The sequence below is a fragment of the Pseudomonas sp. MWU13-2517 genome, from assembly GCF_023242545.1.
Taxonomy (GTDB): Bacteria; Pseudomonadota; Gammaproteobacteria; order Pseudomonadales; family Pseudomonadaceae; genus Aquipseudomonas.
This window is the reverse complement of record NZ_JALMFA010000016.1, coordinates 54,463-76,730: the sequence shown is the minus strand read 5'-3', so window position 1 is coordinate 76,730 and position 22,268 is coordinate 54,463. Positions and strand designations below refer to the sequence as shown.

At 61.1% G+C, this 22,268-nt stretch carries 20 protein-coding genes and 1 pseudogene; 8 read left to right on the top strand and 13 right to left on the bottom strand.

Annotated features, from left to right (window positions below; translation table 11 throughout):
* Positions 1-40: 40 nt before the first annotated feature.
* The 4 genes from M5B97_RS22340 to M5B97_RS22325 form a co-directional block, all read right to left on the bottom strand.
* On the bottom strand, positions 41-502 hold the full coding sequence (locus M5B97_RS22340; RefSeq protein WP_248732671.1) for a hypothetical protein: 462 nt from the start codon (positions 500-502) through the stop codon (positions 41-43).
* A 265-nt stretch (positions 503-767) separates the two neighbouring features.
* On the bottom strand, positions 768-1,409 hold the full coding sequence (locus M5B97_RS22335) for a DUF1345 domain-containing protein (RefSeq protein ID WP_134660797.1): 642 nt from the start codon (positions 1,407-1,409) through the stop codon (positions 768-770).
* A gap of 122 nt (positions 1,410-1,531) precedes the next feature.
* Entirely contained in the window at positions 1,532-4,624 is a 3,093-nt protein-coding gene (locus M5B97_RS22330; RefSeq protein ID WP_248732670.1) for an efflux RND transporter permease subunit, read from the bottom strand.
* A gap of 6 nt (positions 4,625-4,630) precedes the next feature.
* Positions 4,631-5,785, bottom strand: coding sequence for an efflux RND transporter periplasmic adaptor subunit (locus tag M5B97_RS22325; protein WP_123718874.1), 1,155 nt, complete (start codon positions 5,783-5,785; stop codon positions 4,631-4,633).
* 289 nt (positions 5,786-6,074) lie between these two features.
* Between M5B97_RS22325 and M5B97_RS22320 the strand changes: the two genes are divergently transcribed.
* From M5B97_RS22320 to M5B97_RS22305, 4 genes are all read left to right on the top strand, one after another.
* Complete coding sequence (locus M5B97_RS22320; protein WP_123718817.1) at positions 6,075-6,776, top strand: response regulator transcription factor; 702 nt, start codon at positions 6,075-6,077, stop codon at positions 6,774-6,776.
* A 3-nt stretch (positions 6,777-6,779) separates the two neighbouring features.
* Positions 6,780-8,084, top strand: coding sequence for an ATP-binding protein (locus M5B97_RS22315; protein ID WP_123718818.1), 1,305 nt, complete (start codon positions 6,780-6,782; stop codon positions 8,082-8,084).
* 35 nt (positions 8,085-8,119) lie between these two features.
* The gene (locus tag M5B97_RS22310; protein ID WP_248732669.1) at positions 8,120-8,890 is read left to right on the top strand and encodes a class I SAM-dependent methyltransferase; all 771 of its coding nucleotides are present in this window, start codon (positions 8,120-8,122) and stop codon (positions 8,888-8,890) included.
* A 91-nt stretch (positions 8,891-8,981) separates the two neighbouring features.
* On the top strand, positions 8,982-9,767 hold the full coding sequence (locus M5B97_RS22305) for a sulfite exporter TauE/SafE family protein (RefSeq protein WP_123718820.1): 786 nt from the start codon (positions 8,982-8,984) through the stop codon (positions 9,765-9,767).
* Positions 9,768-9,843: 76 nt separating this feature from the next.
* On the opposite strand, the gene M5B97_RS22300 is transcribed toward M5B97_RS22305, so the two are convergent.
* The gene (locus M5B97_RS22300; protein ID WP_123718821.1) at positions 9,844-11,088 is read right to left on the bottom strand and encodes an acyl-CoA dehydrogenase family protein; all 1,245 of its coding nucleotides are present in this window, start codon (positions 11,086-11,088) and stop codon (positions 9,844-9,846) included.
* Positions 11,089-11,355: 267 nt separating this feature from the next.
* Here M5B97_RS22300 and sfnG point away from each other — a divergent pair, with 267 nt between their 5' ends.
* Entirely contained in the window at positions 11,356-12,441 is a 1,086-nt protein-coding gene (gene sfnG / locus M5B97_RS22295; RefSeq protein ID WP_123718822.1) for a dimethylsulfone monooxygenase SfnG, read from the top strand.
* Here sfnG and M5B97_RS22290 read toward each other — a convergent pair.
* Positions 12,440-12,886: pseudogene (locus M5B97_RS22290) on the bottom strand (GNAT family N-acetyltransferase); the annotation flags it as partial. The gene sfnG and the pseudogene M5B97_RS22290 sit on opposite strands and share 2 nt — an antisense overlap.
* Before the next feature lie 94 nt (positions 12,887-12,980).
* Here M5B97_RS22290 and M5B97_RS22285 point away from each other — a divergent pair.
* Entirely contained in the window at positions 12,981-14,567 is a 1,587-nt protein-coding gene (locus M5B97_RS22285; protein ID WP_123718824.1) for a RimK family protein, read from the top strand.
* 67 nt (positions 14,568-14,634) lie between these two features.
* Here M5B97_RS22285 and map read toward each other — a convergent pair whose 3' ends face one another.
* Positions 14,635-15,390, bottom strand: a complete 756-nt coding sequence (gene map / locus M5B97_RS22280; RefSeq protein ID WP_123718825.1) for a type I methionyl aminopeptidase — start codon at positions 15,388-15,390, stop codon at positions 14,635-14,637.
* Positions 15,390-15,590, bottom strand: a complete 201-nt coding sequence (locus M5B97_RS22275; protein WP_123718826.1) for a ParD-like family protein — start codon at positions 15,588-15,590, stop codon at positions 15,390-15,392. The genes map and M5B97_RS22275 overlap by 1 nt, the downstream gene beginning before the upstream one ends.
* A gap of 272 nt (positions 15,591-15,862) precedes the next feature.
* Between M5B97_RS22275 and ilvA the strand changes: the two genes are divergently transcribed.
* Positions 15,863-16,903 (top strand): threonine ammonia-lyase, biosynthetic, encoded by a 1,041-nt coding sequence (gene ilvA / locus M5B97_RS22270; protein WP_248732667.1) that lies wholly within the window; start codon positions 15,863-15,865, stop codon positions 16,901-16,903.
* A gap of 231 nt (positions 16,904-17,134) precedes the next feature.
* Positions 17,135-17,404, top strand: a complete 270-nt coding sequence (locus tag M5B97_RS22265; RefSeq protein ID WP_123718828.1) for a DUF1652 domain-containing protein — start codon at positions 17,135-17,137, stop codon at positions 17,402-17,404.
* On the opposite strand, the gene M5B97_RS22260 is transcribed toward M5B97_RS22265, so the two are convergent.
* From M5B97_RS22260 to M5B97_RS22240, 5 genes are all read right to left on the bottom strand, one after another.
* Positions 17,401-17,799 (bottom strand): hypothetical protein, encoded by a 399-nt coding sequence (locus M5B97_RS22260; protein ID WP_123718829.1) that lies wholly within the window; start codon positions 17,797-17,799, stop codon positions 17,401-17,403. The genes M5B97_RS22265 and M5B97_RS22260 overlap by 4 nt on opposite strands.
* A 78-nt stretch (positions 17,800-17,877) precedes the next feature.
* Positions 17,878-18,147 carry a DUF2790 domain-containing protein gene (locus tag M5B97_RS22255; RefSeq protein WP_123718830.1) on the bottom strand — a complete coding sequence of 90 codons (270 nt, stop codon included), beginning with the start codon at positions 18,145-18,147 and terminating at the stop codon, positions 17,878-17,880.
* An 87-nt stretch (positions 18,148-18,234) separates the two neighbouring features.
* The gene (locus tag M5B97_RS22250; RefSeq protein ID WP_123718831.1) at positions 18,235-19,173 is read right to left on the bottom strand and encodes a carbohydrate kinase; all 939 of its coding nucleotides are present in this window, start codon (positions 19,171-19,173) and stop codon (positions 18,235-18,237) included.
* A gap of 12 nt (positions 19,174-19,185) precedes the next feature.
* Positions 19,186-20,667: a xylulokinase gene (gene xylB / locus M5B97_RS22245; protein WP_123718832.1), complete on the bottom strand. Its 1,482-nt coding sequence runs from the start codon at positions 20,665-20,667 to the stop codon at positions 19,186-19,188.
* 118 nt (positions 20,668-20,785) lie between these two features.
* Positions 20,786-22,267 (bottom strand): mannitol dehydrogenase family protein, encoded by a 1,482-nt coding sequence (locus tag M5B97_RS22240; protein ID WP_248732666.1) that lies wholly within the window; start codon positions 22,265-22,267, stop codon positions 20,786-20,788.
* Position 22,268: the final 1 nt, after the last annotated feature.

The window sequence follows — 22,268 nt, the reverse complement described above, 5'->3', positions numbered from 1 at the left end:
TATCGAGAGATACGGGCGTTTTTGCATGTGGCATAACCCATCAACTGGTCAGGTCGAAATCGACTTCGACCCAATGTGAATTCCCGTTGGCATCGTCATCGGTAGTTGCATGCAATGTACCTCTGATTTTAATTTCACCTGGGGCCAGCCCCATGATGATCAAATCGCCTTTAATGCCACTGACCGTGTAGTGCTCCGTGGGAGATTTTACCGAGTACCAGACTTCAAAGTCTGTAAATTCCTGTTCCTCCAATTTGATGACCTTGCCCACTTCAACGCTTTCGGGCACCTGGATAAATAGTTCTTTGATGGTGACCGAGTTATCGGCGTGCCGGGCATTGACTCTGAAGACAGCCTGTTCGTGATTGCGAGATAGGGTGGTGGTCTGAAAATTAACGGGAACGGAATCGATACGTGCATTGAAGGTACCTGACGCATTGATTCGCTTGGGGCCCAATGCCTTCTGCTGCTCGGGAGTTAAAATTTGCGCTTGTACGGTCATGATCGCTTCTCCATCGCGGGTGGTTGTGCGAGTCACAGAGGCATCAGCGGCTCTGTCTGAAGCATGTAATAGCAGAGCGGCCAACCTGTAAACTGTCAGAAATAACAGTATACGTAGACCGTAATGTATGAGCGTTCCTCGACAGTTCAAACAGTCTAAGTACACATTTTTAATTCGTTTAAGTACTAACTCACACAACTTCCGGCAAGTTCAGGTGGTGATACTCGGCCCAGTCCAGCTCAGCGTCTAAAAGGCGGGTGCGGTGTCAGCCGAACAGCCCGGCCGCGATATTGATCGAGAACCCCAGAATTGCCGTATTGAACAGAAACCCGATCAGCGACTGCCCCAGTACCACTTTGCGCAGGCTGCGCGTGGCCACGCCCACATCGGACGTCTGCACCGCCACGCCGATGGTGAACGAGAAATACAGGAAGTCCCAATAGTTCGGCGTAAGCAGCCCTTCGGCAAAGCGCAGCGCCGGCTCCTTACCGTTCCAGGTGTAGTAGAGGCGGGCATAGTGCACGCTGAAAATCACGCCGATCAACAGCCACGAACCAACGACCGTCAACCCGGTGAAGCCGTAATGCAACAGACGTTCGGTGGGGGCCAGGCCTTTACTGCCGATCAGCTCGAAGGTAATGGCGGCGAGGCTGGCAATGGCCGCGATGCACACCATGAACAGCACCAGGCCGGCGTTTTCATCCTCGATCTCGGCAATGCGTTGGACATCCGGGGCCTTCGCGCGGATGGTCAGCCACAGCATCAGTACCAGATAGGCCCAAACGCCGGCGTTCCAGCCGATGAGGATTTTGCCCAGAAGGGTGTTGGACGGTGCCAGGACGCCTACGACAATGCCCAGCACAGCGGCGGCGGAGAGGCGAGGATGGGTGCGGGCGAGGAAGGGCATGGCGCTCACGAATTGGGGGAGAGGGGAGCACGATAGGTTGTAGGGCTGTAAGCTTCAAGCTGCAAGCGACAAGTTAGAAACAAGCCTGTTCTTGCTTGCCGCTTGCCGCTTGAAGCTTGCAGCTAGCGGCTACGCTTCCCCATCCCCTTCATGACCACCACAAAGAACACCGGCACAAACACCACCGCCAGTGTCGCCGTGATCATCCCGCCGATCACTCCGGTACCGATCGCCTGTTGGCTGGCCGAACTTGCCCCCGTGGCAATCGCCAACGGCACTACGCCGAGGATGAACGCCAGCGACGTCATGATGATCGGCCGCAGGCGCAATCGCGCTGCCTTCAAGGTTGCGTCGATCAGATCTTCGCCTTGCTCGTACAGCTCTTTGGCGAACTCGATGATCAGGATCGCGTTCTTCGCCGACAAGCCGATGATGGTGATCAGGCCCACTTTGAAGAACACATCGTTGGGCATGCCACGCAAGGACACGGCCAGTACCGCGCCGAGCACACCCAGCGGCACCACCAGCAACACCGAGGCCGGGATCGACCAGCTTTCATACAACGCCGCCAGGCATAGGAACACGATCAGCAACGACAGGCCGAGCAGCAGCGGTGCCTGGGAGCCGGACAGGCGCTCCTGTAACGACAGGCCTGTCCATTCCTGGCCCAGGCCCGCCGGCAATTGACTGACCAGGCGCTGGATCTCCTCCATGGCTTCGCCGGTACTGTGACCGGGCGCCGCCTCACCGCTGATGGCGATGGCCGGGTAGCCGTTGTAACGCGTCAACTGCGCCGGGCCCTGGGTCCACTTGGCTTCGACAAAGGCCGACAATGGCACCATCTTCCCGGCGTTGTTGCGTACGTTGATCTTCATCAAGTCCGCCACCTGGCTGCGTTGGTCGCCTTCGGCCTGCACCACCACCCGCTGCATGCGGCCTTGGTTGGGGAAGTCGTTGATATAAGCCGAGCCGATGGCCGAGGACAGTACGTTGCCGATGTCGGCAAACGAAACGCCCAGGGCATTGGCCTGCTTGCGGTCCACTTGAAGCTGCACCTGAGGCGCCTCGGCCAGGGCGCTTTCGCGCACGTTGGCCAGGATCGGGCTTTTTTCGGCCGCCGCCAGCAGTTCGGTGCGTGCCGCCATCAACCCGGCATGGCCGACACCACCACGGTCCTGCAAGCGGAATTCGAAACCGCTGGAGGTGCCCAGGCCGTCTACCGGTGGCGGCAGGATCGCGTAGGCGATGGCGTCCTTGAGCTCGGTGAAGGCCATGTTGGCGCGCTCGGCAATCGATGCGGCAGAGTCATCGCTGCCACGTTCCGACCAGTCCTTGAGCGTCGTAAACGCCAGCGCAGCGTTTTGCCCGGAACCGGAGAAACTGAAGCCCATGATCATGGTGGTATCACCCACCCCCGGCTCCTCGGCGTTGTGTGCTTCGATCTGCTCGGCCACCTGCACCGTGCGGTTCTTGCTCGCACCCGGTGGCAACTGGATATCGGTGATGGTGTAGCCCTGGTCTTCCACCGGCAGGAACGAGGAGGGCAGGCGGCTGAACATCCACCCCAGGCCCACCAGCAATACCAGGTAGATCAGCATATAGCGGCCGCTGCGTTTGAGTGCGTAGGCCACCCAGCCTTCGTAGCGGTCCGTGAGGCGCTCGAAACGCGTGTTGAACCAGCCGAAGAAACCGCCCTTGGCAGGGTGTTCGCCCTTGGCGACCGGCTTGAGCAGGGTCGCGCACAAGGCGGGCGTCAAGGTCAGGGCAAGAAACGCCGAGAACAGGATCGAGGTGGCCATCGACAGCGAGAACTGCTGATAGATCACCCCCACCGAACCCGGCATGAACGCCATCGGCAGGAACACCGCCACCAGCACCAGGGTGATGCCGACAATGGCGCCCGTGATCTGACCCATCGCCTTGCGCGTCGCTTCCTTGGGTGACAGGCCCTCGGTGGCCATGATGCGCTCGACGTTCTCCACCACCACAATCGCATCGTCCACCAGGATGCCGATCGCCAGCACCATGCCGAACATGGTCAGCACGTTGATCGAGAACCCCAGCAACAGCATCGTCGCGAAGGTGCCCATCAAGGCGACCGGCACCACCAGTGTCGGGATCAAGGTGTAGCGCACGTTCTGCAGGAACAGGAACATCACCGCAAACACCAGCGCCATGGCTTCGAGCAAGGTGTAGACCACTTTAGTGATCGAGACCTTGACGAACGGCGAGGTGTCGTAAGGGATCTTGTATTCCACATTGGCCGGGAAGTAACGCGACAGTTCGTCCATCTTCGCCCGCACCAGGGTCGCGGTTTTCAGCGCATTGGCGCCCGGCGACAACTGCACACTGACCGCCGTGGACGGCTTGCCGTTCAGGCGGGTGGAAAACTGGTATTCCTGGCTGCCGATTTCCACCCGCGCCACGTCACCGATGCGCACGGTGGAGCCGTCCGGGTTGGCTTTAAGCACGATGTCGGCAAACTCGGCCGGCGTCGACAGTTGGCCCTTGACCAGAATCGCCGCGGTGATTTCCTGGGTGTTGGTTCCCGGCAAGTCACCAATGCTGCCCGCCGAGACTTGGGCGTTCTGCGCGCTGATCGCGGCGTTGACGTCGGCCGGCGTGAGGTTGAAGCCGATCAGCTTCTGCGGGTCGATCCAGATTCGCATGGCACGTTCGGCACCGTACAGCTGGGCCTTGCCCACACCGTCCAGGCGCTTGAGTTCGTTCATCACGTTGCGCGCCAGGTAATCGCTGAGCGCCACGTCGTCGAGCTTGCCGTCGTTGGACGTCAGAGTCACCAGCAGCAGGAAGCCGGCGGAGACTTTCTCCACCTGCAAGCCTTGCTGAGTGACCGCCTGCGGCAGGCGCGGCTCCACCGCCTTGAGACGGTTCTGCACGTCCACCTGGGCCATTTCCGGGTTGGTGCCCGGCTGGAACGTCGCGGTGATGGTGGCCGAGCCCAGGCTGCTCTGGGATTCGAAGTACAACAAGTGATCGGCGCCGTTGAGCTCTTGCTCGATCAGGCTGACCACACTCTGATCCAGGGTCTGGGCCGAGGCGCCCGGGTACACCGCGTAGATTTCCACCTTCGGCGGCGCAACGTTCGGGTACTGCGCCACCGGCAACTGCGGGATGGCGAGTGCGCCGGCCAGCAGGATAAACAGGGCGACCACCCAGGCGAAGATCGGGCGGTCAATAAAGAACTGCGGCATGGCGGGTTATTCCTTTACGAGATGGCCCGAGGCAGGGCTGTCATCCACTTCGACTTTTTCACCGGGGCGCGCGTGTTGCAGCCCTTCGACGATGATGCGGTCGCCGGGCTTGAGGCCGCTGCTGACGATCCAGCGGTCCTCGATCACGGCACCCAACTCCACCGGTTGCTGGCTGACTTTCTGCTCGGCATCCAACAGCAGCACCATCGGTACGCCGGCACTGTCACGGGTAATGGCGCGTTGCGGCACGCTGATGCCTTGCTTGTCGACGGCCTGCTCCAGGCGCACCCGTACAAAGCTGCCGGGCAGCAGGTCGAGGTCCGGGTTGGGGAACTCACTGCGCAGGATGATCTGCCCGGTGCCCGGGTCGACGCTGATTTCGGCAAACAGTAATTTGCCCGGCAGCGGGTACAGGCTGCCGTCATCCTGGATCAGCGTGGCCTTGGCCTGGTCCTGGCCGACCTGCTTCAAACTGCCGGCACGGAAGGCGCGACGCAGGTCGTTCAGCTCACGGGTGGACTGGGTGAGGTCGGCGTGGATCGGGTCCAGTTGCTGGATGACTGCCAGCGGCGTGGCTTCGTTCTGGCCGACCAGCGCGCCTTCGGTCACCAGGGCGCGGCCAATGCGCCCGGAAATCGGCGCAGTCACGGTGGCGTAGCCCAGGTTCAGTTTGGCGCGCTCCACGGCCGCCTTGTTGGCGGCGACTTCGGCATTGGTCTGGCGCAAGTTGGCGCGGGCGTTGTCGTAGTCCTGGGCGCTGATAGCGTTGCTGTCGACCAACTGGCTATAGCGCTGTTCCTGCAAACGGGCCTGGAACGCATTGGCCTCGGCTTTGCCCAGGTTGGCCTGGGCACTGTCCAGATCGGCCTTGAACGGCGCCGGATCAATGCGAAACAGCACGTCGCCTTGCTTCACGTCGTGACCTTCCTTGAACACCCGTTGCATCACCACGCCAGCCACGCGCGCGCGCACCTCGGCAATCCGCGGCGCGGCGATGCGCCCGCTCAACTCGCTGGTAATGGAGAGAGGCTTGGCCTGCAGGGTTTCGATGCGGACTTTGGCCAATGGCATTTCCGGCGCTTCGTCGGCCGACTTGCCGCAAGCGCCAAGGGCCAGCGTCAAGGCCAGCAGGCAAAACGGCGCAAACAGATTCTTCGACATGCTCATATCCCAATAATGACGGCTGCATCCTAAAGTCACCTGCGCCGGGGTGCTGTGAAGCTGTGTAGCGTGTGTGTGAATAAATGTAAGGTGCGGCGCGCTGGGCGCCGAGGGCGTATATCCTTGCACAACCTTGCCGACACTGGAGATCCAATGTGGGAGGGCGCTTGCCGCCGATAGCGGTGTATCGGTTGAAATGCTCTTCATTGACCCACCGCTATCGGCGGCAAGCCCCTTCCCACATTGGATTTGTGTACGACCCATCACTGTATTTTCTGGAAACACCTTTATGCCCAACATCCTCCTGGTGGAAGACGACGCCGCACTCTCGGAGCTGATTGCCAGCTACCTGGAACGCAATGGCTACCACGTCAGTGTGCTCAGTCGTGGCGACCACGTGCGCGAACGTGCGCGCCTCAACCCGCCGGACCTGGTGATCCTCGACCTGATGCTGCCCGGCCTCGACGGTCTGCAAGTGTGCCGTCTGCTGCGGGCCGACTCGGCGGGTTTGCCGATCCTGATGCTGACCGCCCGCGATGACAGCCACGATCAGGTGCTGGGCCTGGAAATGGGCGCCGACGATTACGTCACCAAACCCTGCGAGCCGCGTGTGCTGCTTGCCCGTGTCCGCACCTTGTTGCGCCGCAGCAGCCTGTCCGAACCTCAGATGGCCAACGACCAGATCGTCATGGGCAACTTGTGCATCGACCTGTCCGAACGCACGGTGACCTGGCGTGAGCAACCCGTGGAACTGTCCAGCGGTGAATACAACCTGCTGGTGGTGCTGGCCCGGCATGCAGGCGAAGTACTCAGCCGCGACCAGATCCTGCAACGCCTGCGCGGTATCGAATTCAACGGCACCGACCGCTCGGTGGATGTGGCCATCTCCAAGCTGCGGCGCAAGTTCGACGACCATGCCGGTGAGGCGCGCAAGATCAAGACGGTGTGGGGCAAGGGTTATCTGTTCAGCCGTTCCGAGTGGGAATGCTGATTCATGTTCCGTGTGCTGATTCGCCTCTACCTGATCACCATCATTACTTACAGCGCGGCGATCTTCCTGATTCCCAAGCTGGTCATCCAGCTGTTCGAACATCGCTACATGGACTACAACGTCGAACAGACCCGTGGCCAGCAAACACTCATCGTCAAGCAATACCTGCGGGCGCCGGTGGAGCGCTGGTCGCAGGTCACCGAGCAGCTTGGCCGGGACTTTGCCCCGCTCAAGGTGCAATTGCTGCTGCGCCAGGACGCCAGCTATACGCCCGAAGAAGAGAAGCTGCTCGAGCAGGGCAAGCCGGTGATCCGCCTGGGGGAGTGGGGGTGGGTAGCGGATGTCAGTTCACCGATCAACCAGCAATTCGTGGTCAAGCTGATCGTTCCGCCCGACCCGCTGGACATGAATCTGTTGTACTGGTCGATGAATGTGTTGGTCGGCGCCGCGCTGCTGGCCTGCCTGCTGGTATGGTTGCGCCCGCACTGGCGTGACCTGGAGCGCCTGAAAACCACGGCTGCGCACTTGGGCCAGGGCAACCTCAGTGAGCGTACGCGCATTCCGCCCAGTTCCAACATCGGCAGCCTGGCGTCGGTGTTCGATACCATGGCCGATGACATCGAACACTTGCTCAACCAGCAGCGCGACCTGCTCAATGCGGTCTCCCACGAACTGCGCACGCCGCTCACGCGCCTGGATTTCGGCCTGGCGCTGGCGTTGTCCGAAGACTTGCCCCAGGCCAGCCGAGAGCGCCTGCAAAGCCTGGTGGCGCACATACGCGAGCTGGATGACCTGGTGCTGGAGTTGCTTTCCTACAGTCGCCTGCAAAACCCGGCACAACTGCCCGAACGGGTGGACGTGGTGCTCGACGAGTTCATCGACAGCGTATTGGGCAGTGTCGACGACGAAATGGAAAACCCCGAAATTGTCATCGACGTGGCGCTGGACTGCGCTGTCGAGCGTTTCGTCCTCGACCCGCGCCTGACCGCCCGGGCTTTGCAGAACCTGTTGCGCAACGCCACGCGTTATTGCGACAAGCGCATTCAGGTCGGCGTCAAGGTGTGCCCAAAGGGCTGTGAAATCTGTGTGGATGACGACGGTATCGGCATCCCGCTGGACCAGCGCGAGCGCATTTTCGAGCCGTTCTACCGCCTGGACCGCAGCCGTGATCGTGCTACCGGCGGCTTCGGCCTGGGATTGGCCATCAGTCGGCGCGCGGCCGAGGCCCAGGGCGGTACGTTGACTGCGTTGGCGTCACCGTTGGGCGGTGCACGGTTCCGGTTGTGGTTGCCGGCGGCAGGCGCATAATCAGGCTCCCCGATCCGACTGAGGAGCGCTGGATAATGACCGATGTTCATGCGTCTGCCCTGCAGGGCTTTTCTACCCAGGCCGTCACCTACGCCCAGGGTCGGCCCGACTACCCACCGCAACTCCTCGGCTGGCTCGCCGAGGCGTTAGGTGTTGAGGCACAGTCGACGGTGATCGACCTGGGCGCCGGCACCGGCAAGTTCACACGTTTGCTCAGCACCCTGACGCCGGCGCTGATCGCCGTCGAGCCGGTCCAGGCCATGGCGGCGCAGTTGGCCAAGGTGTTGCCCGATGTCCGCCTGCTGGAAGGCACCGCCGAATCCATCCCGCTGGGGGCCGCCACTGCCGACGTCGTGGTTTGTGCCCAGGCGTTTCATTGGTTCTCGACGCAAGCGGCGCTGGCGCAGATCCACCGTGTGCTCAAGCCCGGAGGGCGCCTGGGGCTGGTGTGGAATGTGCGCGATGAGTCGGTGGACTGGGTCGCCGCGATGACCGCAATCATCACGCCCTACGAGGGTGACACACCGCGCTTTCATACCGGGCGTTGGCGCGAAGCGTTCACCGGCGAGTATTTTTCCGCACCCGAAGTCACCTGTTTTCCCTATCAGCATGTGGGCAGCCCGCAGGAAGTGATCATGGACCGCTTTCTGTCGGTGAGCTTCATCGCTGCGCTGCCCGATGCAGAAAAGGCCAAGGTCACCGCCCAGTTGCAGGCGCTGATCGATACGCACCCGGCCTTGCAAGGGCGCGATACCGTGGCTTTCCCGTACCAGACCCAAGCCTATCGGTGCCTCCGGCTAAGCTAAAAGGCATAAAGTCAGATCATATTGGTATAAGTCGTTATAAGAAAAATCGCTATCCTGCCGCCAGAAATTTATAAGGTCACAGGTAGCTGTAATGGATGTGGGTAATGTGGGGTTTGTCGTTGCTGGCCTGATTGTAGGTTTTATCGTTGGCATGACCGGTGTGGGCGGTGGTTCGCTGATGACGCCGATCCTGCTGTGGTTCGGCATCAACCCGGCGACGGCCGTGGGTACCGACCTGTTATACGCCGCCATTACCAAATCCGGTGGTGTGCTGGTACACAGCAAGAACAGGAATATCGACTGGACCATCACCGGCTGGCTGACCCTGGGCAGCGTGCCGGCCGTGCTGCTGACCCTGTGGTTTCTCGCCAGCCTGCACACCGACCCCAGTGCGATGAACGCGGTGATCAAACAGGCCCTCGGCGTGGTGCTGTTGCTGACCGCCCTGGCGATTCTGTTCAAGAAAAGCCTGTTGGCCTTCGCCCAGCGCCATGCGGGCGACGACTACCACATGAGCCCGCGCAACCTGAACGTGCTGACGGTGGTGACCGGCGCCATCCTCGGCACCATGGTTGCCCTGACCTCCATCGGCGCCGGCGCCCTCGGCACCGTTGCGCTGTTCATCCTCTACCCATTCCTGGCCACGCGGCGTCTGGTCGGCACCGAGATCGCCCACGCCGTGCCGCTGACCCTGGTGGCGGGCCTGGGCCACGCCAGCATGGGCAACATGGACTGGCACCTGCTTGGCTTCCTGCTGATGGGCTCGCTGCCGGGCATTTACCTGGGCAGCCACATGACCGGCAAAGTCCCCGACGGCGTGCTGCGCCCCTGCCTGGCGATCATGTTGATGAGCATCGGCTACAAGCTGGCCTTTTAAAAAACAGCCCACACCCATGTGGGAGGGAGCCCGTCCAATCGTCGCACGCTTCTCCCACAGTGTGTTTTGACTGCACTCAGCCGTTAGCCTTGGCCGGGCCATTGCCGATTTGCCACACGAACGGCGGCTCTGTGCCATTGATCACCCAATCGCCGACGATCCGCGCCTTGTAGATCACCGGGTTGTGGGACGACACGGTGCGCGCATTGCGCCAATGCCGGTCGAGGGCCTTGCCCTGGCGTACGTCCGACGCGCCCAGCGCGTTGAACAGCTCGGTGGTGGCACGCTGGATCAATGTCGACACCACCACCTGTGCCGTCGCCGATTCAATCTCCGCCGCCACGTTGGCTTCACGCTCGGCCACTTCGTCTCCCGCAAATCGCGCCAGGTACGCCCGTTGGGCCGGTACTGCGGCTTTCAAGGCGCTGGCCCTGGCGGCGTATACCAGCGCCGCGACTTCACCCACCACTTGCTGAACCTGCGCATCCTGGCTGACATGATCCGCATTGCCGTGGCTGTAGATTCGCTTGCGGCTGCGCACCTGATGGGCCACGTCATCCAGCGCCGCTTGGCCGATCCCGGCCAGGCTGGCTAACAGGACAAGCTGATAGAACGCCGTCTGATATTTGAAGCGGGTGGAAAAGTCGATGACATTGTCGGCTTCCACCACCGCATCGCTGAACCGCGTGGTGCCGCTTCCGGTGGTGCGCTGGCCGAAGCCGTCCCAGTCATCGCTTTGCACCACGCCCGGCTGCTGCGTGCGGGTGGCGGCGATCACATCGGCGCCGGTGTCGCTGCGTTGGGCGTATACGTCGATCCAGTCCGAGAAAATGCTGCCGGTGCTGTAGAACTTTTCACCGTTGAGCTTCCATTTGTCACCGTCGGGGCTGACCTGAGTGACCACATCACCGATCGCCACATTGCCGATTTCCGTCCAGGCGCAACCGACGATGTCACCGTCGACGAAACGCTTGAACCACAGGTCGCGACCGGCACTCGGTGCGGCGTTCAAGCGATCTTCCGCAAAGGCAAAATGCCCGCGCAGGGCCTGGGGCACATTCGAATCGGCGGCGGCCAGTTCGATCAGCAACTCAAACAGCTGCGGCAAGGAGGCGCCGCCACCGCCGTATTCCACCGGTACGCGCACGGCGCCGAAGCCGGCTTGCTTGAGCCAGCGGATCGGCTCATAGGGCAGGGTGCGAGTGTGTTCGCGCTCAACCGCGCCTTCGGCGATACGCTGGAAAATCGGCCGGAAACGCGCGGCCAAGGTGGGGTAGTCGACGCCGACGGACAGCGGGTTGATGATGTGTTGCTCAGTCATGGAGACAGCTCCTTGGCAGTGATCAGGTGCTGGGGGGATTGCACAGTCCGTGCCGGGTCTCCGGGCCAGTGTTTGCGGGGTAATGGCTGCGGTTCACTGTTGCTCCAGCAACAGCGGATCGACAAAACGGCGGGTTCCATCCCATCCGCAACCTGGCGCTCCCTCCGCGGATTATGCGTTGCAACGCTTGTAGCACGGGCCTTTGCCTCGGCCTGGCATGTTTGCTGCTCAAGCCCTCCTACATCCCCTTGTGTGAGGTACAGCCAGATGAGTCAGCAAGCCGTGAAATTTGCCTATTGGGTGCCCAACGTCAGTGGTGGGCTGGTGGTCAGCAAGATCGAACAACGCACCCACTGGGGCATCGACTACAACCGCAAACTGGCGCAGTTGGCGGAGGCGGCCGGCTTTGAGTACGGCCTTACGCAAATTCGTTTTACGGCCGGGTATGGTGCGGAAAACCAGCACGAATCCGTGGCGTTCAGCCATGCCCTGTTGGCGGCCACTACCCGGCTCAAGGTGATCGCCGCGATCCTGCCCGGTCCTTGGCAACCGGCGTTGGCGGCCAAGCAATTGGCGACCATCGATCAGCTCACCAACGGCCGTATTGCGGTGAATATCGTCAGCGGCTGGTTCAAGGGAGAGTTCCAGGCCATTGGCGAGCACTGGCTGGAGCACGATGAGCGCTACCGCCGTTCCGAGGAGTTTATCCGCGCCCTCAAAGGCATCTGGAGCCAGGACGACTTCACCTTCAAGGGCGACTTCTACCGTTTCAACAACTACACCCTCAAACCCAAGCCCCTCGGCCAGCCGGAAGTGTTTCAGGGTGGCAGCTCGCGCGCCGCTCGGGACATGGCGGCGCGAGTGTCGGACTGGTACTTCACCAACGGCAATACCCCGGAAGGCATCAAGGCCCAGGTCGATGACATTCGCGCCAAGGCCGCCGCGAATAATCATTCGGTGAAAATCGGCGTGAATGCCTTTGTGATCGCCCGCGATACCGAAGAAGAAGCCCACGCCGTGCTGGCGGAGATTATCGACAAAGCCGATTCGCAAGCGGTGCATGCTTTTGGCGATGCCGCCAGACAGGCAGGCAAAGCGTCACCGGAGGGCGAGGGCAACTGGGCCAAGTCCAGCTTTGAAGACCTGGTGCAGTACAACGACGGCTTCAAGACCAACCTGATCGGCACGCCACAGCAAATCGCCGAGCGCATTGTTGCGCTCAAGGCCGTGGGCGTGGACCTGGTGCTGGCCGGTTTCCTGCACTTCCAGGAGGAGGTCGAGTACTTCGGCAAGCGCGTCTTACCGCTGGTACGCGAGCTGGAGGCCAAGGCCGGCGTCAAACAGGTGGCGTGAGCAACGACTTTTCCAGGCGCAGGGCGGCGGTGTGGTCCGCGTAGTAGTCATCGATGAGGGCGAAGCACCGATAACCATTGCGCTCATACAAGGTGAGGGCAACGGGGTTGTCGGTGCGTACTTCCAGGCGAAGGGCGGTGCAGCCATGCTCCAGCGCGCAGCCCTCCATGCGTGCCAGCAATTGCAAGCCCAGGCCGCCTCCGCGCGCAGCCTGGGCGACGGCAATGGAATACAGGCGCGCCAGAGAGCTGCCATGCCGGAACAACAGCAGCGCGTAGCCGAGCAATTGCCCGTCACGTTCCGCGACCCACAACCGCCCATGCGCGCGGTTGATCATCCATTGGAAACTGCGTGACGAAAGCCGGTCGGTAGTGAAGCAGTGTTGTTCCAGTACCATCAATCCGGGTATGTCAGCAGGGGTTGCAACGCGAAAAGAAAGAGTCATATGACCGCCGTAAAAGTTGCGTAACGAAACGGGACTTATCTAAAAGATCATGCTTAATAGAAAAGGTCGAGTTCTCTAAAGCGGATCAATTATTATGTCGGCGGTACAAAGTCATTGGCGTGAAGTATCCGAGCAAAGCGTCGCGGCGACAATAACTTCCAACGGTTATTTTTCGACCTCGCCCAGACGCCCAAGCCAAGTTGTAATCATTGTCGAGCGTAAGGAAGATTGGGCCTCCTACTTTCCCAGCGAAGACATCGTCACCGCTCAGGAATACCTGGAGCAAACCCGTGAAAGCGAGACGGGCAAGCGCGTGCAGGTCATCAATCTGTGCCGTGGCTACAAGTACCTGGGGCACGGTTACTACTGCTCGCTGCTGGCGGAGGCGCGTGGGCACAAGGTGATTCCATCGGTGCGCACCATCAGTGAACTGACCAGGAAGTCGTTGTATGGCTTGTCCCTGGACAACTTGGATAAAACCCTCGATAAAGCCTTGAGTCATCATCTTTATAGCAGTACCGAAGGCTTTACCCTGACGCTTTACTTTGGCCGAACCCATATAGAAGCCTTGCAGGAATTGGCGCGGCAGTTGTTTGAAGCGTTTCCATGTCCGATTCTGTTAGTTGAATTTCGCAAAAATAACGGTTGGCATATCGAAGGGGTCAAGTCCGGCGTGTTGCACAAGTTGCGCGATGACCAGGAAGACCAGTTCGCCCACGCCCTCGACAACTACAGCCGCAAGATCTGGCGCCAACCGCGCTCACGTCGCGTGGCGCGTTATGACTTGGCCATCCTCCACGATCCCCAGGAGCAACTGCCACCGTCCAACGCCCGCGCTTTGGATAATTTCGTGCGGGTCGGCAAGGGCCTGGGGATTGATGTGGAACTCATCGAGCGTAAAGACTATTCGCGCCTGGCCGAATACGATGCCTTGCTGATTCGCGAGACCACCAGTGTCGACAACCACACTTATCGCTTCGCCAAAAAGGCCGAGAGCGAAGGGCTGGTGGTGATGGACGATCCGGCATCGATCCTGCGCTGCACCAATAAGGTCTACCTCACCGACCTGCTCAAGAGTCATCAATTGGGCATGCCCGCCACCGAAATCCTCTACAAGGAACGACCGCAGGATTTCGAGCGGGTCGGCGAACGCCTGGGCTTCCCGCTGGTGTTGAAAATTCCCGACGGCTGCTTCTCACGAGGCGTGATCAAGGTGGAAAGCCAGGAGGCATTGCTCAAGGCCACCGCCCAGTTATTCGAGCATTCGGTGCTATTACTGGCCCAGGAGTTCTTCTACACCGAGTACGACTGGCGCATCGGCGTACTCAACCGCAAGCCGATCTTTGCCTGCCAATACTTCATGTCCAAGGGCCATTGGCAGATCTACAACCACAAGGCCATCGGCCAGGACATCAACGGCGAGTGTCGCACCCTGGCGGTTCACGAAGCACCCAAGGCGGTGGTGGACCTGGCTGTGAAAACCGCCAACCTGATCGGTGATGGCCTCTACGGCGTCGACCTCAAACAGTCCGGCGACAAGGTGGTGGTGATCGAGGTCAACGACAACCCCAACCTGGATGCAGGCATCGAGGATGCCTATTTGCAGGACGACCTCTATGGCCTGGTGCTGGAGGAGTTCGTGCGGCGCCTGGAGTTGAAGCGTCAGGGGCAGGTCTGGTAACGGCAGTGTTTAGTATCGATCCCCGTCAAACAGGTGGAAGGGGCGCAATCGAAGCGCCCAGCCCCCCTCAACCGTTAGGCTGCAACGTCAATACCTCAAACCCATCCGCCGTTACCGCCACGGTATGTTCCCACTGCGCCGACAGGCTGTTGTCCTTGGTCACCACCGTCCAGCCGTCTTTCAGGTTGCGCACCTTCGCGCTGCCCTGGTTGAGCATCGGTTCGATGGTAAACACCATGCCTTCACGCAGCTCCAGTCCGGTGCCGGGGCGGCCGAAGTGCAGGATCTGCGGTTCTTCATGCATCTGCCGGCCGATGCCGTGGCCGCAATACTCGCGCACCACGCTGTAGCCGTTGGCTTGCGCGTGGCTCTGGATGGCATGGCCGATATCGCCCAGGCGAGCGCCGGGCTTGACCTGGCGGATGCCGGCCCACATGGCTTCGAATGTCATCTCGACCAGGCGTCGGGCTTTGGGGGCGACGGTGCCGATCATGTACATCTTGCTGGAGTCGGCGATGAAGCCGCCTTTTTCCAGGGTGATGTCGATGTTGATGATGTCACCGTCCTTGAGGATCTCCTTGGCGCTGGGCATGCCATGGCACACCACCTCATTGAGTGAGGTGTTGATGGAAAAGGGGTAGTCGTATTGGCCCAGGCTGGCGGGACGGGCGTTGAGGTCATTGCGGATGAAGGCTTCAACGGCGGCGTCCAGCTCCAGGGTGGAGCGGCCGGCGGCGACGAACCCATCGAGCATGGTGAAGACCTGGGCCAGCAGGCGCCCGGATTCACGCATGACGGCCAGTTGTGCGGGAGTCTTGATCATCAAGCGCGCCCTCGGACCAGGTCGGGCTTGTCCAGCAGCAGTTTGTTGATCAGCTCGTTGTAAGGCAGGTTGGGATTGAGTTCGGCGAGCAGGCCGATCTTGATCCAGAATTCGGCCTGGGCGTTGATGGACCGATCCATCGCGGCGCTGGCCAGGCGCAGTTGTTCGTGCAGTTGGTCGGTGATCTTGACGATGCCCATGGTGTTCACTGTGCGGTAGGAATATACAAAGCGTATACGTTTCGTATATCCATCGTAAACCCCCGGGCACCAAATGGCGCTTGGCCATTGACTTGGTCGCGGGCCGGCGGTTAGTTTCGTCACATGACATTTCAAGCCTTTCGCAGCCAGCCAAGCATTATTACCGCCATTCCTCATTTGGCGGGATAGCGCACGGCTGTACCCAAACCCGCCCTGGAGGCGGGTTTTGTTTTTCCGACTCCTGGGCTCCGCACCCCCACCAGGAGACACCCATGAGTACCCACTGCGCCGCCCGATCCGCCGACACGGGACTGCTTGAGCACTACGTGAAAAAGATCCTCGCCGCGCCGGTCTATGACCTGGCGGTGTGCACGCCGTTGCAACCGGCGCCGGCGCTGTCGGCGTTGCTGGGCAACCAGGTGCTGCTCAAGCGGGAAGACTTGCAACCGACGTTTTCCTTCAAGATCCGGGGTGCCTACAACAAGCTGGTGCAACTGACGGCCGAACAGAAAGCACGCGGGGTGGTGACGGCGTCGGCGGGGAACCATGCCCAGGGTGTGGCGCTGGCGGCGCGAGAGCTGGGGCTCCAGGCGCGCATTGTCATGCCGTGCACTACGCCGCAGTTGAAGGTGCTGGGGGTACGCTCGCGCGGCGCCGAGGCGGTGCTGCATGGGGAGAGTTTCCCGTTTGCCCTGGCCCACGCGCTGCAACTGGCCGAGGCATCGGGCTGCACATTCGTGTCGCCTTTTGATGACCCGGATGTGATTGCGGGCCAGGGCACGGTCGCCATGGAAATCTTGCGTCAGCAACAGGGGCCGTTGGACGCGATCTTCGTGCCGGTGGGCGGTGGTGGTTTGATCGCCGGCATCGCGGCGTACGTGAAATACCTGCGGCCCGACGTACGTATCATCGGCGTCGAGCCCGAGGGCTCCAGTTGCCTGTTGGCCGCGCTGCGCGCGGGCGAGCGGGTGGTGCTGCCCACGGTCGATGGGTTTGCCGATGGCACGGCCGTGGCGCAGATCGGCGCGTATGGGTTTGAGATCTGCCGCCATTGGGTGGATGAAGTCATCACGGTGAGCAACGACGAACTGTGCAGCGCCATCAAGCTGATCTACGACGATACCCTCTCCATCACCGAACCTTCCGGCGCGTTGGCAGTTGCAGGCCTGCGGCGTTATGTCGAGCAACGTTCTGTGCGCGGTCAAAGCCTGGTGGCGGTTAATTCTGGGGCTAACATCAACTTTGATAGTTTGCGACATGTTGCTGAAAGAGTCGCGGCGCAAGACGTCGTTTTACACAAAGGCCTGAGTTAAACGTTTAATCACAGCATTTCGAAGACGATTAGCCCGACGCTCAGAACCGATACTTCAAGTTATATAAATCCGTAGCGCGCTTATGAGGAATGGTTACAACGCATGTTGAGTTTGCCGCGTAGGCTGGTACAGGTAAGCGTCTTCCAGGGTCGGCAAGACGTGGCAGGAGATACGCCTGCCAGACACACCACCAGCAGTTGGCAGTCTCATAAATAAAAGGAGAGGTTGGTCATGCTTTCGGAATTAGAACTTCGCAGCATTATTGAAGGAAGTTTCCTGCCTAAACGGTGCGAGTGCACCAAAGCCGAAGATGCTTCGTTGACGATCAGGGTCTTTGACGACCGTGATCGCGACCGGGTGGATTTGGAAGTCAAAGGTATCAACGCAGACAAACTCGACAGCAGTCGAGCCATTTGCAACCTGATCACCGGGTTGCGCGAAGACCTCAAGCACACCCATGCACCCGTCCTGCAACGAGCGGGAGGGCGCGGCTTCTACTAGTTGGACGCTTGAGAGTAAGGCACCGAAGACCTGTGGGCCTGGATGAACGCCAGGCCCAATACGGTTTCTGTTGCCACCGCCAGCAGAATACCTGGCCCCGCATTGCCATTGATCCACTCACTGAACCCCAATACCGCCAGCACAAAGCACCCGGTGATGAACCCGGTGATCAGGGCGCTACGCGTGTCAGAAGGGGGCGCACGGCGGGCACGGTAGAACATCACGCCGATGCCTAGGAACAGCGCGGCATTGCGACGCGACACCAGCCCAGTGGCACTGGAGTATTCGACGCTCCATAACCCCAGCAGCAGGTCGGGGCGCAGGCCCCAGACGAGCGCCAGGGCAAAGCAGAGCAGGGCGGTGAAGGTGGCGAGGGTACGGAAATTCAACAGCATGGCGAATCCTTTCGGCCTTATGACAAGCCCGCAAGGTTACTCCGATTTGTGCGGGCCTGGCCTCGTAGTTTCAACACCTCAGTTCTGGAAGTCGCAGGCTTCGGACATTTTGCGATAGCTCACGTCTTCGACCTTGCCCGCCTTGTCCAGAAACTTGATATCCGCCTTGATAACTTTGCATTCGTCGGTCCGTGGTTCATTCATGGCCAGGACCTTGTCGATGTTCATCGGCAGGCCGTAGTGGTAAGGCACGGGTTTGACGGCGGCGGCTTGATCATCGGCCTGAGCCAGGCCTGACACAGCCGCCAGCGCAAGGGTGGCGCCGAGCATCAAAGTGCGCAGTTTCATGGTGGTTCTCCGCAAAGAGTGGGTACAACTTCACTCTCGACCTGCGGGATTAACCATCGATTAATTTTTGCCTGGCTGACAAAACCTTCACCCAAGCTGGTGGCGGTACGGCAGGTCAGGCCCGGTCTTGCCGCAGGTCAGCGCGGCGGCGCGAATGGCAAAGCCGAGCATGGCATCGATCTGTGCACGCGTGAGCTGTTGCAGGCCCTCGACTGAATCCAGTTGCTGCTCGGTCAGCCAGGCAATCAGCGCGGCCTGGAAGGTATCGCCGGCACCCACCGTATCGGCCATTACCACCTTGACCGCCGGTTGCGACCAGTTGCCATGCCGGCGGCTGAAGACGCTGGCGCCATCGCCGCCACGGGTGAGGAACACCAACTGGCAACGGTGTTGCAGCCAGCCTTGCAGCACGCTTTCCGGCGACTGGTCGGGGTAGAGCAGATGCAGGTCCTCGTCGCTGACTTTGATCAGGTCGGCATGCTTGACCAGTTCCGCCACGCGGTCGCGCCACAGTTGGATATCCGGCTGCGGGTTGAGTCGCACGTTGGGGTCGAGGCTGATCAGGCGCTTGCCGCTTTCACGCTTGACCAGGTTCAGCAGGGTGTCGCCAATCGGCTGCACCACCAGGGAGAACGAGCCGATATGCAGGCCGCGAATGTCAGCGCCCAGCTCGGGGAGGTGGGCGATTTCCAGCAGGCGGTCGGCGCAGCCTTCACCGCGGAAGTTGTACTGGGGCGAACCATTGGCGCCCACGGCGACCATCGACAAGGTGGTCGGCGCGGCGAACTCCACCAGGAACTGCTCGCTGACCCCTTCATCCTTGAGCACCTGCAACAAACGGCGGCCGAGGAAATCGCTGGACAAACCACCGAACAAGCCGGCCTCGATGCCCAGGCGGCGCAACCCCACCGCGACGTTGAACGGCGAACCGCCGGCAATCGCCTTGTAGTTGACCTTGGAAGCCTGCCCGCCGGCATCTTCCTCGCTGAAAAAGTCGAACAGCGCTTCACCACACACCAGATACATAGTCGTTCGCTCTTAAAGGGTTGCCACGAGCTGCTGATAGCGCTCGTAAGCCTGTTGATAGGCGCTGACGCTCGCCGCCACCGGCAAGGTACGGCTGGCCGGGTCGACGCTCACGCATTTGTCGCACAGGCTGGCCAGGGATTCGCCGGACTGGCTCCACGCCGCCTGGATCGCCGCGCCCAGGGCCGCAGCTTCGCTTTGTTCGGTGCAGATCACTTCGGTGTTCATGATATCGGCGACCATCTGCCGCCACACCGGGCTTTTCGAGCCGCCGCCGATCAAACGGATGCTTTGGCTTTGCAGGCCGGTCTGGCGCAGCAGGTCCAGGCCGTAGCGCAGGCCGAAGGTGGTACCTTCGACCACGGCGCGGCACAGGTTGGCGCGGGTCAGGTTGGTCATGGTCAAGCCATGCAGGCTGCCGGTGGCGTGGGGCAGGGCGGGCACGCGTTCGCCGTTGAGGAACGGCAGCATGCTGATGCCGTCGGCGCCTATCGGCGCTTGCGCTACCAGGGTGTTGAACGCCGCCAGATCGAGGTCGAACAACTCGCGAACCACACCGGTGGCGTTGGTCAGGTTCATGGTGCAGATCAACGGCAGCCAGCCACCGCTGGATGAGCAGAACGTGGCGACAGCGGCCTGGGGGCTGACGTTGGGCTGATCGGCATACGCATAAATGGTGCCCGATGAACCCAGGCTCATGGTGATCACCCCGGCGGCGATATTGCCGGTGCCGATGGCGCCCATCATGTTGTCGCCGCCACCGCTGGAGACGATGGCATTGGGGTTGATGCCCAGGCGTTCGGCGATGGCAGGCAGGATGGTGCCGACGTTTTGATCGGCCTCGATCAGTTGCGGCAGGGCGTGTTCCAGGCGACCGCTCGGGTCGATGTGCTTGAGCAGTGCCACATCCCACTCGCGGCTGCGCACGTTGAAGTAGCCGGTGCCCGATGCATCGCCATACTCGGCGACGGCCCGCCCGGTGAGCCAGTAGTTGAGGTAGTCGTGGGGCAGCAGGATATGCGCGATACGCGCGAAGATGTCCGGGTGCTGCTCGCGGGTCCAGAGCAGTTTTGACACGGTGTAGCCCGGTGCGATGGCGACGCCCAGGCGCTCCAGCGAACCGCTTTCACCGCCCAGGTGGTGCAGCAGACGGTCGTTCTCCGGCGCGGTTTCGGTGTCGCACCACAGCTTGGCCGGGCGCAGCACCTGGCCCTGGTCATCGAGCAATACCAGGCCGTGTTGTTGGCCGGACACACCGATGCCAAGGATGTCCTGACCATCCACACCGGCTTGTTGCAGGGCGCGGTGGGTCGCTTCGGTAAAGGCGTCCAGCCATTCCTGGGTGTGCTGTTCGCGGCGGCCATTGGCGCCGCTGATCAAAGTGTGCGCGGCGGCGCCCAGGCCCAGTACCTGGCCGCTGGACGCGTCAAGGACGATGGCCTTGGTACCCTGGGTGCCGCAGTCGATGCCGAGAAACAGGTGTTGCTGGGTCATGAGGATTTGCTCCTGTAGGCGCGAGCTTGCCCGCGAAAAACCAACCAGCGATGCCAGCCGCCTGATAGCGCTGCATGACCGTCGGCGATTTCCGCGGGCAAGCTCCGCGCCTACCTGTTTAATCGGGTTTCTTCAAAAGTTGCTTCAGGGTCTCTGTGACGCCCTTGTCGCGCAAGCTCACAAAACACCGCTCGAACGCTGCCACAAACTCAGGCGAGTTGGGAATAGCCGTGCCGAAAATCTCCTCTACCGCCAACAGGCGCTTGCTGATCAGCCCGTCATCACTCACCAGGCCCTGGCAAAACGCTGCACGCGGGTCGGGGATCGTGTAGCTCACGCCATTCTCGTCCACGCCCTTGAGGTACAGCGCCCAGGCCGCCACCACCAGCGCAGCGCGTTCAGTCTCGCGGCCATCGGCAATCAGACGATTGATGGTCGGCACGGTGAACTTGGGAAACTTCGAGGAGCCGTCGGAACACACTCTCTCCAACTGGTCGGCAATCGCCTGGTTGGAAAAGCGGTCCACCAGGGTCTGCTTGTAGTCGGTCAGGTTGATGCCCGGCACCGGCGCCAGGTTCGGCGTGACGTCCAGGTCCATATAGGCGCGCATATAGGCCACAAATACCGGGTCGTTCATGGTCTCGTGCACAAACCGGTAGCCCTTGAGAAAACCCAGGTAGGTCAGCGCCAGGTGGCTGCCGTTGAGCAGGCCGATCTTCATTTCTTCATAGGGCGTCACGTCGTCGGTGAACTGCACGCCGACCTTCTCCCACGCCGGGCGACCGTTGACGAATTTGTCTTCCAGTACCCACTGCACAAAGGGTTCGCACACCACCGGCCAGGCATCGTCGATACCGTGCTCGTCATGCAGTTGCAGGCGGTGCGCCGTGCTGGTCATCGGCGTGATGCGGTCGACCATGGCGTTGGGAAAGCTCACGTGGGCCTTGATCCAGTCGTGCAGCTCGGCGTCGTGCAGGGCGGCAAATGCCAGCAGTGCCTTGCGGGTGACCGCGCCGTTGTGCGGCAGGTTATCGCAGGACATTACGGTAAAGGCCGGAATGCCCGCCGCGCGGCGTTGGGTCAATGCCGCGCAGATGAAACCGAACACGGTTTTCGGTGCGCCAGGGTGCGCCAGGTCGTGCTGGATCTGCGGCAGATGGGCCATGAACTCGCCGTTGCTGTCGTCGATGCAGTAGCCGCCTTCGGTGATGGTCAGCGAGACGATGCGAATCTCGGGGCTGGCCAGTTTGTCGATCAGCGCCTGGGCGCCATCTTCGGCCAGCAGCATGTCGCTGATCGAACCGATCACGCGCACTTCGGTGTCGTCGGTGTCGCCCAGTTCATACAGGGTGAACAGGTAGTCCTGGCCGGCCAGGTCGTCGCGGGCCTTGCGGTCCTCGCTGCGCAGGCCGACACCGCAGATGCTCCAGTCCAGGCCTTCGCCGGTATTCATCAGTGCATCGGTGTAATACGCCTGATGCGCGCGATGGAAACCGCCGACGCCGATATGGGCGATGCCTTGGGTCGTGCTGGCAATGGCATAGGCCGGCAGTTTCACCTGCGGCGCCAGTTGAGTGAGGTTCTGTTTATTCAGTTTCATC